At 73.4% G+C, this 12,264-nt stretch carries 12 protein-coding genes; 8 read left to right on the top strand and 4 right to left on the bottom strand.

Features of this window, described 5'->3' with window-relative positions; genetic code table 11:
* Positions 1-178 precede the first annotated feature (178 nt).
* The 3 genes from ACFSJS_RS25555 to ACFSJS_RS25545 all read left to right on the top strand — a co-directional run bounded on the left by ACFSJS_RS25555 (position 179) and on the right by ACFSJS_RS25545 (position 4,689).
* Entirely contained in the window at positions 179-2,716 is a 2,538-nt protein-coding gene (locus ACFSJS_RS25555; protein ID WP_465269805.1) for an ABC transporter ATP-binding protein/permease, read from the top strand.
* A 199-nt stretch (positions 2,717-2,915) separates the two neighbouring features.
* Positions 2,916-4,055 (top strand): GAF domain-containing sensor histidine kinase, encoded by a 1,140-nt coding sequence (locus tag ACFSJS_RS25550; RefSeq protein ID WP_380904424.1) that lies wholly within the window; start codon positions 2,916-2,918, stop codon positions 4,053-4,055.
* The gene (locus ACFSJS_RS25545) at positions 4,048-4,689 is read left to right on the top strand and encodes a response regulator (protein ID WP_380904422.1); all 642 of its coding nucleotides are present in this window, start codon (positions 4,048-4,050) and stop codon (positions 4,687-4,689) included. Before ACFSJS_RS25550 ends, ACFSJS_RS25545 begins: the two co-directional genes overlap by 8 nt.
* Before the next feature lie 35 nt (positions 4,690-4,724).
* Here the strand turns inward: ACFSJS_RS25545 and ACFSJS_RS25540 are convergent, their stop codons facing one another.
* On the bottom strand, positions 4,725-5,507 hold the full coding sequence (locus ACFSJS_RS25540; RefSeq protein ID WP_380904420.1) for a hypothetical protein: 783 nt from the start codon (positions 5,505-5,507) through the stop codon (positions 4,725-4,727).
* A 109-nt stretch (positions 5,508-5,616) separates the two neighbouring features.
* Here ACFSJS_RS25540 and ACFSJS_RS25535 point away from each other — a divergent pair, with 109 nt between their 5' ends.
* From ACFSJS_RS25535 to ACFSJS_RS25520, 4 genes are all read left to right on the top strand, one after another.
* Complete coding sequence (locus ACFSJS_RS25535) at positions 5,617-6,408, top strand: ABC transporter ATP-binding protein (RefSeq protein ID WP_380904418.1); 792 nt, start codon at positions 5,617-5,619, stop codon at positions 6,406-6,408.
* Positions 6,409-6,429: 21 nt separating this feature from the next.
* On the top strand, positions 6,430-6,852 hold the full coding sequence (locus tag ACFSJS_RS25530; RefSeq protein WP_380904416.1) for an NfeD family protein: 423 nt from the start codon (positions 6,430-6,432) through the stop codon (positions 6,850-6,852).
* A gap of 95 nt (positions 6,853-6,947) precedes the next feature.
* A complete protein-coding gene (locus ACFSJS_RS25525; protein ID WP_380904414.1) occupies positions 6,948-7,910 on the top strand; it encodes an SPFH domain-containing protein in 963 nt (320 codons plus the stop codon).
* Positions 7,911-8,014: 104 nt separating this feature from the next.
* Positions 8,015-8,782 carry a sulfite exporter TauE/SafE family protein gene (locus ACFSJS_RS25520; RefSeq protein ID WP_380904412.1) on the top strand — a complete coding sequence of 256 codons (768 nt, stop codon included), beginning with the start codon at positions 8,015-8,017 and terminating at the stop codon, positions 8,780-8,782.
* 65 nt (positions 8,783-8,847) lie between these two features.
* Here the strand turns inward: ACFSJS_RS25520 and ACFSJS_RS25515 are convergent, their stop codons facing one another.
* From ACFSJS_RS25515 to ACFSJS_RS25505, 3 genes are all read right to left on the bottom strand, one after another.
* Positions 8,848-9,396 (bottom strand): HNH endonuclease, encoded by a 549-nt coding sequence (locus ACFSJS_RS25515; protein ID WP_380904410.1) that lies wholly within the window; start codon positions 9,394-9,396, stop codon positions 8,848-8,850.
* Positions 9,397-9,726: 330 nt separating this feature from the next.
* Positions 9,727-10,266, bottom strand: coding sequence for a YbhB/YbcL family Raf kinase inhibitor-like protein (locus ACFSJS_RS25510; protein ID WP_380904408.1), 540 nt, complete (start codon positions 10,264-10,266; stop codon positions 9,727-9,729).
* A 136-nt stretch (positions 10,267-10,402) separates the two neighbouring features.
* Positions 10,403-11,185 (bottom strand): sporulation protein, encoded by a 783-nt coding sequence (locus ACFSJS_RS25505; protein ID WP_380904406.1) that lies wholly within the window; start codon positions 11,183-11,185, stop codon positions 10,403-10,405.
* Between the two features lie 141 nt (positions 11,186-11,326).
* Between ACFSJS_RS25505 and ACFSJS_RS25500 the strand changes: the two genes are divergently transcribed.
* Positions 11,327-11,995, top strand: coding sequence for a DNA-3-methyladenine glycosylase (locus tag ACFSJS_RS25500; protein WP_380904513.1), 669 nt, complete (start codon positions 11,327-11,329; stop codon positions 11,993-11,995).
* Positions 11,996-12,264 lie beyond the last annotated feature (269 nt).

Here is a 12,264-nt window from a genome sequence, read left to right as displayed (position 1 = left end):
GCCCGCCGCCGCAGGCGGGCGGAGCGTAGCGGTTCCGCAACCATCGGCCGGGGGCGGCTTTCTGCGCGGGCCGGTGGCCTGGAATAGTTCCCCCACGATCGTTCGCCATCCCTAGATCTCCCGCGGGCCCCTCCGGCCGCCGGGAGAGAGCTCGGGGGACAACTTTGTGGGGCATGGAGTGCCGGAACTCGTACTGGAACTGAACGGACGGACCTGGACGCTCGACCCGTCCAGGCCCTACACCCTGGGGCGTGATCCGCAGGGTGACCTCGTGGTGGAGGACGCCAGGGTCTCCTGGCGGCACGCCACGCTGAGCTGGAGCGGCGGCGCCTGGATCCTGGAGGACCACGGCAGCACCAACGGCACGTACGTGCAGGGGCAGCGGGTCCGGCGGCTGGAGGTGGGCACGGGTTCGGTCGTCCACCTGGGCAACGCCACCGACGGCCCCCGGCTGGCCTTCTCCGGCCGGGCCGCACCGGCCGCGTCCGCCGCCGGGGCCGGAGCCGCTCACGGGGCGCGGGCCGCGGCCGTGTCGCAGGCGTCCGCCGGGCAGCCGGCGGCGCAGCAGCCGCAGCCGTCCCACCAGCAGCCCCAGCCCCAGCAGCCCGACTGGCAGCAGCCGCAGGCGCCCGCCGGGCAGCCGGCGGCGCAGCCGCCGCAGGCCGGGGTGCCCCGGCAGGGCGGCGCCCCCGTCCAGGGCGACCACCGCAGCCCGACGACCTTCCACCAGTTCTCGCTGGGCCGGGTGATGCGGATCGGCCGCGCGCTGGAGAACGACCTGGTCGTCTCCGACCTCCAGGTCTCCCGGCACCACGCCGAGTTCCGTTCCACGCCCGACGGCCGCTTCGAGATCCGCGACCTCGGCAGCCACAACGGCACGTACGTCAACGGCCAGCCGCTGCCCAAGTCCGGCTCGGCGCTCATCGGGCCCCACGACACCGTCGGCGTCGGCCACTCCGCCTTCCGGGTGGTGGGCGACCGGCTCGAGGAGTTCGTCGACACCGGTGAGGTGTCCTTCTCCGCCCGCCATCTGACGGTGAAGGTCGACGGCGGCAAGGTGATCCTCAACGACGTCACCTTCGGCGTGCCCGAGAAGTCGCTGGTCGCGGTGATCGGCCCGTCCGGCTCCGGGAAGTCCACGCTGCTGCGCGCCCTCACCGGCTACCGTCCGGCCGACGTCGGCGAGGTGCTCTACGACAACCGGGACCTCTACAAGCAGTTCGCCGAACTGCGCCAGCGCATCGGCCTGGTCCCGCAGGACGACATCCTGCACAAGGAACTGACCATCCGCACCGCCCTGCGCTACGCGGCCAAGCTGCGCTTCCCCGGCGACGTCGCCGAGGCCGAGCGCAACGCGCGGATCGAGGAGGTGCTGGCCGAGCTCAAGCTGGACATCCACGCGAGCAAGAAGATCACCTCCCTCTCCGGCGGCCAGCGCAAGCGCGTCTCGGTCGCCCTGGAGCTGCTCACCAAGCCGTCGCTGATCTTCCTGGACGAGCCGACCTCCGGCCTGGACCCGGGCATGGACCGCGATGTGATGAAGCTCCTGCGGGAGCTGGCCGACGACGGCCGCACCGTGCTGGTGGTCACCCACTCGGTGGCCGAACTGGGCCTGTGCGACCGGGTCCTGGTGATGGCGCCCGGCGGCGGCGTGGCCTACTTCGGCCCGCCGGAGGAGGCCCTGAACTTTTTCGGCTACGAGAGCTGGGCGGACGTCTTCTCGGCCTTCGAGAACTACCGCGACTACGACTGGATGGGCCGCTGGCGCGGCTCGCAGCACTACCAGCTCTACGCCGCCGACGCCGAGACCGCCCCGCCGGCGCAGCCCCACCTCCAGCAGCAGGTCGCCCCGCCGGTGTCCAGGCCGCCCAAGCCGCAGAGCTGGGGCTCGCAGCTGTGGACCCTCACCCGGCGCTACACGTCGGTCATCGCCTCCGACGTGGGCTTCCTGGCGCTGATGGTGATCCTGCCGGTGATCCTGGGCGTGGTCAGCATCGTGATCCCCACCGAGCACGGCCTGCGGGCCAACCCCGAGGGCTTCAACCAGCACGCGGGCACGATCCTGCTGATCCTCGCGGTCGGCATGTGCCTGTCCGGCGCGGCCAACTCCGTCCGCGAGCTGGTCAAGGAACGGGTCATCTACGAGCGCGAGCGGGCCACCGGGCTGTCCCGGTCCGCGTACCTGATGTCCAAGGTGATCGTCCTGGGGCTGATCACCGCGTTCCAGGGCGTGATCATCTGCGCCATCGGCTTCTCGGCGCGCGAACTGCCCGACGAGGGCCTGTTCCTGCCCACGGCCGTCGAACTGTGCCTGGGGATCATCGCCTTCGGCTTCACCTCGATGATGTTCGGCCTGGTGATCTCCTCGCTGGTGAAGACCTCCGAGATGACCATGCCGCTGCTGGTGGGCTTCGCGATCGTCCAGCTGGTCTTCACCGGTGTGCTCTTCCAGATCTTCGACTCGCCCGGCATCGAGCAGATCGCCTGGCTGATGCCCGCGCGCTGGGCCGTCGGCGCGCTCGGCGCCACCGTCGACCTGGCCCACACCATGGCCCCCTGGGACCGCGAGAACCCCACCAGCCTCGACCCGCTGTGGGAGCACAGCATGGGCGTGTGGGTCCTGGACATGACGGTCCTGCTCGCGATCGGGGTCGTCTGCGGCATCGCGGTGGCCAGGTTCCTGCGCCGCCACGAGCCGGAGGTCATGCGCAAGTGACGGCGTCCGCGCCGTGCGGCCCGTGACCGCGTCCGCCCGCCCGCACCGCCCCGCCGGACCCCGTCCGGCGGGGCGGCCGCGTCCGGGGCGCGGGAGCGGGCGGAGGGGGCCCGGGCCCCGGGCCCTAGGGCCACCGGCCGGTGCCGGCGGGCCCGGCCGGCCGATCCGGGCCGCCCGCGCCCGCCGGTACCGTGACCGCATGCGTTCCCGAACCGGGCTGGCGGCCGTCAGCGCCGCGCTGCTGGCCATGAACCGGCAGCTCCAGGTGCGCGACGTCCTGCAGACCATCGTCGCCTCCGCCCGCGACCTCCTGGACGCCGAGTACGCCGCGCTCGGCGTCTCCGACGACCGCGGCGGCTTCGCGCGGTTCGTCGTCGCCGGGGTCGACGACGAGCAGTGGAAGGCGATCGGTCCGCTGCCCCGCCAGCACGGCATCCTCGCCGCCATGCTGCGCGACGCCGCCCCGCAGCGGCTCGCCGACGTCCGCCGGGACCCCCGCTTCCAGGGCTGGCCGGCGGCCCACCCGGAGCTGGCCGACTTCCTCGGCATGCCGGTGGCCGACGGCGAGGAGGTGCTCGGAGCCCTCTTCCTCGCCAACAAGCGCGGCCCCGCCGAACGGGGCGGATGCGGCTTCACCGGCGAGGACGAGGAGCTGCTGCGCGTCCTGGCCGAGCACGCCGCCATCGCGCTGACCAACGCCCGCCTCCACGAGCGCAGCCGCGAGCTGACCATCGCCGGGGAGCGCGCCCGCATCGCCCACGAGCTGCACGACGCCGTCTCCCAGAAGCTGTTCTCGCTGCGGCTGACCGCCCAGGCCGCCGCCGCGCTGGTCGACCGCGACCCCGCCCGCGCCAGGGAGGAGCTGCGCCAGGTCGCGGCGCTGGCCGCCGAGGCCGCCGACGAGCTGCGGGCCACCGTCGTCGAGCTGCGCCCGGCGGCCCTGGAGGACGACGGCCTGGTCGCCGCCCTGCGCTCCCAGGTGCAGGTCCTGGACCGGGCGCACGGCGCCTCCCTCACCTTCGACACCCAGGGCGTGAAGGCGCTGCCCGCCGACCGGGAGGAGGCGCTGCTGCGCGTGGCCCAGGAAGCCCTGCACAACGCCCTGCGGCACTCCGGCGCCGGACGCGTCGAGGTGTCCCTCACCCGCCGCGGCGCCGCCGTCGTGCTGCGGGTGTCCGACGACGGGAGCGGCTTCGACCCCACGGCGGTCCGCCGCGCCGGACGGCACCTGGGCCTGGTGTCGATGCGCGACCGGGCGGCCGCGGTGGGCGGCACCCTGACGGTGGAGTCGGAGCCCGGCAAGGGCACCGCGGTGGAGATGGAGGTTCCCGGTGGCTGACACGATCAGGGTCCTGCTGGTGGACGACCACCAGGTCGTGCGCCGGGGCCTGCGCACCTTCCTGGAGGTCCAGGGCGACATCGAGGTGGTGGGCGAGGCCGCCGACGGGGCCGAGGGCGTGGCCCGCGCCGAGGAGCTGCGGCCCGACGTCGTCCTGATGGACGTGAAGATGCCCGGCACCGACGGCGTCGAGGCGCTGCGCACGCTGCGCGGGACCGGCAGCCCGGCCCGGGTGCTGGTCGTCACCAGCTTCACCGAGCGGCGCACGGTCGTGCCCGCCCTGCGCGCCGGTGCGGCCGGCTACGTCCACAAGGACATCGACCCCGACGCGCTGGCCGCGGCGATCCGCTCCGTGCACGCCGGGCACGTGCTGCTCCAGGAGGAGGTCGCCCGGGCCCTGCTCGCCCAGGAGGAGACGGCGGGCGGCGGGCCGGGACGCGGCACGCTGACCGAGCGGGAGCGCCAGGTGCTCGCCCTCATCGCCGACGGCCGCTCCAACCGGGAGATCGCACGCCGGCTGGTGCTGTCGGAGAAGACCGTCAAGACGCACGTGTCCAACATCCTGATGAAACTGGACCTCGCCGACCGCACCCAGGCGGCGCTGTGGGCGGTCAGGCACGGTGTGGCCGGCTGACCGGACCGGCACCCGGCGCCCGCCCGGTCCCGCCCTCAGCGCCGTTCGCGCTCCTCCACGTACGCGTTGTACGCCGCCACCTTCGCCCGCCGAGCCGTCCGCTCCACCGGGCGCAGCGCCTCCGTCCGCGCGGCCATCGCCGCGGCGCTCACCGCGCCGCCGTGCTCCGGCCCGTGCGCGATCTCCACCAGCGCGGCCACCCGCTGCGCCAGCTCCAGCACCCGCACCGCACGCGGCGGGTACCCCGGCGCCAGCACCCGGCGGCCCGCCTCCGCACGCGCCCGGTACGCGGCCAGCGCGGCGTCGGCCACCGGCCCGGAGCCGGCCACGTCCAGCCGCGTCAGCGTCCCGGTCGCCTCACGCAGCGCCTCCGCCAGCTCCCGCTCCGCCTCGCCCAGCGACGGCACGTCCACGGGCGGTGCCTCCCGCACCGGCAGGCAGTGCCAGAGCACCTCGCGGTGCACGTCCCCCTCCGGGCCGGCCTCGGCCACCTCCGGCACCAGCCCCAGCGCCGCCCCCGAGACCACCACCGCCTCCCCGGCGTCCAGCGCGCGGGCGTTGAACTCCGGCGGCCCGCTCAGCCCCAGCGGGTGCCCCGGGGCGGGCAGGGCCAGCCGCAGCCCGGTGGCGCCCAGGGCGCGCAGCCGGCCGAGCGCGAGGGTGAGCCCGACCTCCCCGGTCTCGCCCGGCAGACCCGTCACCCGGTGCGCTTCGTCACCGCCCGCGATGCGCGGCACGGCGTCGTCGGGCGGCACCAGTCCGGCGAAAAGGGCATTTCCCCAGGCGGTCAGCCGCCCGGAACGAGGTTCCTCCAGCATGCCCCCAGCCTAAGGACAGCGAGGCGCCGGACGTGGCGTAGGTTTTCCCTGGGGACTGTGCCCACAGGCACGAACGACAGCCGCGACTGCATTTGGGAGACGACACGCCATGAGCGATGTGCTGGAGCTGGTGGACGTATCCGTGGTCCGCGAGGGCCGGGCTCTGGTGGAGGACGTCTCCTGGTCGGTGAAGGAGGGCGAGCGCTGGGTGATCCTCGGCCCCAACGGCGCCGGCAAGACCACCCTCCTCAACGTCGCCTCCAGCTACCTCTTCCCGTCCTCCGGCACCGTCACCGTCCTCGGTGAGCGGCTCGGCACCGTCGACGTCTTCGAGCTGCGCCCCCGCATCGGCATGGCGGGCAGCGCGCTCGCCGACAAGCTGCCGCGCAACCAGACCGTCCTGCAGACCGTCCTCACCGCCGCCTACGGCATGACCGCCGGGTGGCGCGAGCACTACGACGCCGTCGACCAGAACCGCGCCCTGGCCTTCCTCGACCGGCTCGGGATGAGCGCCTACCTCGACCGGAAGTTCGGCACCCTCTCCGAGGGCGAGCGCAAGCGCACCCAGATCGCCCGCGCGATGATGACCGACCCCGAACTGCTCCTCCTGGACGAGCCCGCCGCCGGACTCGACCTGGGCGGCCGCGAGGACCTGGTCCGCAGACTGGGGCGCCTCGCCCGCGACCCCTACGCCCCCTCGATGATCATGGTGACCCACCACGTCGAGGAGATCCCCCCGGGCTTCACCCACGTGCTGATGATCCGGCAGGGCCGGGTGCTCACCGCCGGCCCGGTCGAGACGGAGCTGACCTCCGCCAACCTCTCGCGCTGCTTCGGCCTGCCGCTGGTCGTGGAGCACAACGCCGGCCGCTGGACGGCCCAGGGACTCCCGCTCGGGTGACCGCCGCCCTACCATGGCCGTGTGGACGCATGGGTGTGGTGGCTCGTGGCCGCGGTGGGGCTGGGGATTCCGCTCGTACTGACGGCCATGCCCGAGTTCGGCATGTTCGCGGTGGGCGCCGTCGCCGCCGCGGTCGTCGCGGGACTGGGCGGTGGACTGGTGGCCCAGATGGTGGTCTTCGCCGTGGTGTCGACCGCACTCGTCCTCGTTGTGCGTCCCATGGCCAGAGGCTCGCAGCGCCAGAGGCCCGAGCACCGCACGGGCGTCGAGGCCCTGAGAGGCCGCCAGGCCGTCGTCCTGGAGAGGGTCGACGGGAACGGCGGGCGCATCAAGCTCGCGGGCGAGGTCTGGTCCGCGCGCGCCCTCGACGCCGGGGCCTCCTTCGAACCGGGACAGCAGGTCGACGTGGTCGAGATCGACGGGGCGACCGCCGTCGTGATGTGATAGTCGGTAACCGCGCGGTCACGCGGAGGGCCGTACGGCAGGCCGGTGACAGCGCCCAGTCAGCGTGAAATCCTAGGGACGCAGGGGGAGCCACGATGAACGCCATCATCATCGTGCTGATCATCCTGGTGGTGCTGGTATTCATCGCACTCATCAAGACGATCCAGGTCATTCCACAGGCGAGCGCCGCGATCGTCGAGCGCTTCGGCCGCTACACCCGGACGCTGAACGCCGGCCTCAACATCGTGGTCCCGTTCATCGACACCATCCGCAACCGCGTCGACCTGCGCGAGCAGGTCGTCCCCTTCCCGCCGCAGCCGGTGATCACCCAGGACAACCTGGTGGTCAACATCGACACGGTCATCTACTACCAGGTCACCGACGCCCGGGCCGCGACCTACGAGGTCGCCAGCTACATCCAGGCCATCGAGCAGCTCACCGTCACCACGCTGCGCAACATCATCGGCGGCATGGACCTGGAGCGCACCCTGACCTCCCGCGAGGAGATCAACGCCGCGCTCCGCGGGGTCCTGGACGAGGCCACCGGCAAGTGGGGCATCCGCGTCAACCGCGTCGAACTCAAGGCGATCGAGCCCCCCACCTCCATCCAGGACTCGATGGAGAAGCAGATGCGGGCCGACCGCGACAAGCGGGCCGCGATCCTCCAGGCCGAGGGCGTGCGGCAGTCCCAGATCCTCACCGCCGAGGGCGAGAAGCAGTCCTCCATCCTGCGCGCCGAGGGCGAGGCCAAGGCGGCCGCGCTGCGCGCCGAGGGCGAGGCCCAGGCCATCCGCACCGTCTTCGAGTCCATCCACGCCGGCGACCCCGACCAGAAGCTCCTGGCCTACCAGTACCTCCAGATGCTCCCGAAGATCGCCGAGGGCGACGCCAACAAGCTCTGGATCGTGCCCAGCGAGATCGGCGACGCCCTCAAGGGGCTCGGCGGCGCGTTCGGCAACCTCGGCAACATCCCCACCGCTCCCGCGGCCTCCCCGGGCGACGGCCCGGCGGGACGCTCGGACCTGACCAAGCGCCGCGAGCAGCCCCCGATCGACTGACGCGCCGCTCCCCGGCCGCACCACGCCGCACCCGGCCGCACACAGCCGACGCCCCTCGGGCATGATCGGTGCACTGGACACCGATCGGCCGAGGGGCGTCGCGCGTGAACTTCTGGGAAGCGGTGGCCGTCTGCGCAGCGGGCATAGGCGCGGGCACCATCAACACGATCGTCGGATCGGGGACCCTGATCACCTTCCCGGTCCTCCTGGCCGTCGGGCTGCCCCCGGTGACCGCGAACGTCTCCAACGCGCTGGGCCTGGTGCCCGGCTCCATCAGCGGCGCCATCGGCTACCGGCGCGAGCTGCGCGGCCAGCGCGACCGCGTGCTGCGGCTGAGCGGCGCGGCCCTCGTCGGGGCGCTGGCCGGCGCCGCCCTGCTGATCATGCTGCCCTCCGAGGCGTTCGACATGATCGTCCCCGTGCTCATCGGGCTGGCCCTGGTGCTCGTCGTCGCCCAGCCCCGCCTCTCCCGGGCCGTCCAGCGCCGCCGCGAGCGCGACGGAAGCACCGGGCACCCCCACGGCGGCCCCGTCCTCCTCGGCGGGATGACGCTGGCCAGCGCCTACGGCGGCTACTTCGGCGCCGCCCAGGGAGTGATCTACCTGGCGCTGATGGGACTGCTCATCGACGACGACCTCCAGCGCATGAACGCCGTCAAGAACATCCTCGGCGCGGTCGTCAACGGCACCGCAGCCGTGTTCTTCCTCTTCGTCGCCGACTTCGACTGGACGGCCGTCCTGCTCATCGCCGCCGGTTCGGCGGCCGGCGGCCAACTCGGCGCCCGGCTGGGGCGCAGACTGCCGCCGGCCGCCCTCCGTGCGGCCATCGTGGCCGTCGGGGCGGTGGCGATCCTCCAGCTCGTGCTGAGCTGAGGCGGCCGGCGGGACCCCGCCGGCCCGCCGGTGCGGCCACGAGCCGGTGTCCGCACCGGCCCGGCTCAGGCCACGGCGGGGACCGGCGCGCCCGGAACCGCCCGGGGCCCCGGAAGGGCCGGCGAGAGCCACTCCGGCAGCGCCTCGCCGTCCCGCAGCCCCAGCGCCAGCACCAGCGCGTCGGCCGGGGTCGGCTCGAACGGCTGCGCCAGCAGCCGCATCCCCGCCTGGGCGGGCGTGCGGTCGGCCTTGCGGTGGTTGTCCTCCGCGCACGCCGCGACGGTGTTCAGCCAGGTGTCGCCGCCGCCGTGCGAACGCGGCACGATGTGGTCCACCGTGGTCGCGCGCCGCCCGCAGTAGGCGCACCGGTACCTGTCCCGGACGAGGACACCGCGCCGCGACCACGGCGCCCGTTGTCGGAAGGGCACCCGCACGTACCTGCGGAGCCTGACCACCTGGGGCACGGGCAGTTCGAGGTGCGCCGCCCGCACGCGCAGTCCGGGGTGCGACTGCTCGACGACGGCCTTGTCCTGCATGACCAGCACCACCGCACGCCGCAGCGACACCGTCGACAGCGGCTCGAAACTGGCGTTGAGCACCAGCGTCTGACGCATCTCGCCCACCTCCGGACCCGGTCCCGCCCCCGCGGCGGGGTGGCACCACTGTGCCGCCGCCGGACGGGGTGAACAACGCAATTTCCCCGCTCTGTACGGGAGGTTCCGGGCGGGGGGCGGGAGGGTGACGGCCCGCGGAAAGTCCCGCGAACCGGATGCGGGGCGGAGCAGGGGCAGCGGGCCGCGGAGGACGGGGGCGGCCCGCAGGCGCCGACGGGAGGCGGGGAGGGCGGCGCGGTGGGGTCCGGTACCTGCGGGCGGCTCCGGGGGCGGGACCCGCTCCCCGGAGCCGCCGGCGGAACGCGGCGGGCCCGCCCGTGCCGGCCCCGCTCAGCCCTGCGCCGGCACCTCGTACTCGCCGATCAGCCGGGCGCGCGCCAGCGTGTGGAAGCGCAGGTTGAAGCCGACGACGGCGGGCGACGCGTCCGGGTCCACCCCCAGCTTCTCGGTGTCCACGGCGTACACGGTGAAGACGTAGCGGTGCGGCCCGTCCCCGGGAGGCGGCGCGGCCCCGCCGAAGTCCCGGGTGCCGTAGTCGTTGCGCACGTGCACCGCGCCCTCGGGCAGGCCCTTCATCTCGCCCGTGCCGGCGCCCGCGGGCAGCTCCGTCACGTCCGCCGGGATGTCGAACACCGACCAGTGCCAGAAGCCGCTGCCGGTCGGCGCGTCCGGGTCGAAGCAGGTGACGGCGAAGCTCTTCGTCTCCTCCGGGAAGCCCTCCCAGCGCAGGTGCGGGGAGGTGTTGCCCTCCGCGTGCACCTGGTCGGGCTTGAGCCGGGCGCCTTCGGCCACGTCATCGCTGACGACCGTGAAGGACGGCACCGGCGGGTGGAAGTCGTGGGGGAGGGGCGGCCGCTTCTGCTCGGTCACGTCGGAAAACCTCCTCGGTAGCGCGACATCGCTGCGCCGGCCAGCCTAACGAGGAGGGCGCCGCGGACGGACGCGGGGACGGACGAGGCACGGGCCGCGCCCTCCCCGCCTCGTCCGTCTCCGCGGGGAGCGGGGGTCAGAACCAGTTCCGCTTGCCGCCGACCTCGGCCAGCCACTGGTTGAGGTAGGCGGCCCAGTCGGTCTGCCGGAAGTCCGACAGCCCCACCGTGAAGGACCGGTAGGTGTCGCTGCCCTCGGAGAACAGCCCCGGCCTCTTGTCCATCTCCAGCACGACGTCCATCCCGTGCTCGTCCGCGACGAAGCTCAGCTCCACCTGGCTGAGCCCGCGGTACTGCTGCGGCGCGAAGAACTCGATCTCCTGGTAGAAGGGCAGCTTCTGCCGGGTGCCGCGGATGTGCCCCTGCTCCAGGTCCGCGCTCTTGAAGCGGAACCCGAGGGCCCCGAAGGCGTCGAGGATCGCCTGCTGCGCGGGCAGCGGGTGGACGTTCACCGGGTCGAGGTCGCCGGAGTCCACGGCCCTGGCGATCGCCAGCTCCGTCGTCACGCCGACGTTCATGCCGGTCAGGTGCCGCCCCGTGAACATCGTGACCGGGGTCTCCCAGGGGACCTCCAGCCCGAACGGGACGGTGTGCACCGCGCCCGGCTGGAGCTCGAAGGCGCCGCCGAGCTGCATGCGGTGGAACTCGACGTTGCGGCTGTGCTCCTGCTCGCCGCCCTCGACCTCGACCCTGGCCTGGAGGCCGACCGACAGGCCCTGGACCTCCTGGGCCACCGACCCGCCCTGGATCCGCACCTCGCCCTGGACGACGCCGCCCGGCACCACGTTCGGCTCGGTCAGCACCGTCTCCACGGACGCGCCGCCGATGCCCACGCTCGCGAAGAGCTTCTTGAAGCCCATGTTCTTCCTCCCCCAGGCCCAGCCGCGGCCTGTGTGTGACGTCGGTGTCTAGAAACGCATGCAGTCTGCCGGACGGTTCCGCGGGCGGAGCCCGCAGCCGCCGGTCGCCGCCCGGCGGCTGCACTACCCTCGACCGACGTGATGGCCGACCGGAACCGCAAGCCCCTGCCACGTGACTTCTTCGCCCGGCCCGTCCTGGAGGTCGCCCCCGACCTGCTGGGACGCATCCTGGTCCGCACGACCGACGACGGGCCGATCGAACTGCGCCTGACCGAGGTCGAGGCGTACGCGGGACGGATCGACCCCGGGTCGCACGCCTACCGGGGCCGCACCGAGCGCAACGCGGTGATGTTCGGTCCGCCCGGCCACGCCTACGTCTACTTCACCTACGGCATGTGGCACTGCCTGAACATGGTCTGCGAGGAGGAGGGCACCGCCGGCGGTGTGCTGCTGCGCGCCGGCGAGGTGCTGGACGGCCACGAGCAGGCACGCCGGCGGCGCCCCACGGCGCGCAAGGACAGCGAGCTGGCCAAGGGGCCCGCCCGCCTGGCCACCGCCCTGGCTGTGGACCGGGCCCTCAACGGCACCGACGTGTGCGGGGACGACCCCGGGGCCCCGCTCCGGATCCTGGAGGGCACACCGGTGCCGGCGGAGCGGGTGAGCGCCGGACCGCGCACGGGTGTGGGGGGCGAGGGCGCGCTCCACCCGTGGCGCTACTGGATCACGGGCGACCCCTCCGTGAGCCCGTACCGAGCACACCAGCCGCGTCGCCGCAAGAGGGCACTTGACGCGGGGGCGACCGAGGTCTAACGTAGACCGAGTCGTTGGAACGGGACGAAGGCCACGGCGACCCCATAGGTCGCGTGTGCGAGGCCCGGAGACGAACAACCACCACACCACGGACTCCCGGTTGGGAGCTGTTTCCGTTGCGCGGAAGCTGCTCGGAAACAACTCGAATGGCTCGATTATGAACCGCCGGAAACATCCGCTAAAGTGGTGGACACACCGAAGGGAAGCGCCCGGAGGGGCCCTGGGAAGGGGTTCCGAAGGAAGCGTCCGTTCCTTGAGAACTCAACAGC

The organism is Streptomyces desertarenae, assembly GCF_042681365.1.
In the GTDB taxonomy this organism is placed as follows: domain Bacteria; phylum Actinomycetota; class Actinomycetes; order Streptomycetales; family Streptomycetaceae; genus Streptomyces; species Streptomyces desertarenae.
This window is presented reverse-complemented; position numbering and strand designations above follow the sequence as displayed.

Bases quoted from the DNA above. Each gene is read 5' to 3' on its own strand.
- ACFSJS_RS25535 (WP_380904418.1), top strand. From the start codon at position 5,617: ATGAGCGATGTGCTGGAGCTGGTGGACGTATCCGTGGTCCGCGAGGGC.
- ACFSJS_RS25505 (WP_380904406.1), bottom strand. From the start codon at position 11,185: ATGGGCTTCAAGAAGCTCTTCGCGAGCGTGGGCATCGGCGGCGCGTCC.
- ACFSJS_RS25550 (WP_380904424.1), top strand. From the start codon at position 2,916: ATGCGTTCCCGAACCGGGCTGGCGGCCGTCAGCGCCGCGCTGCTGGCC.
- ACFSJS_RS25540 (WP_380904420.1), bottom strand. From the start codon at position 5,507: ATGCTGGAGGAACCTCGTTCCGGGCGGCTGACCGCCTGGGGAAATGCC.
- ACFSJS_RS25515 (WP_380904410.1), bottom strand. From the start codon at position 9,396: ATGCGTCAGACGCTGGTGCTCAACGCCAGTTTCGAGCCGCTGTCGACG.
- ACFSJS_RS25500 (WP_380904513.1), top strand. From the start codon at position 11,327: ATGGCCGACCGGAACCGCAAGCCCCTGCCACGTGACTTCTTCGCCCGG.
- ACFSJS_RS25525 (WP_380904414.1), top strand. From the start codon at position 6,948: ATGAACGCCATCATCATCGTGCTGATCATCCTGGTGGTGCTGGTATTC.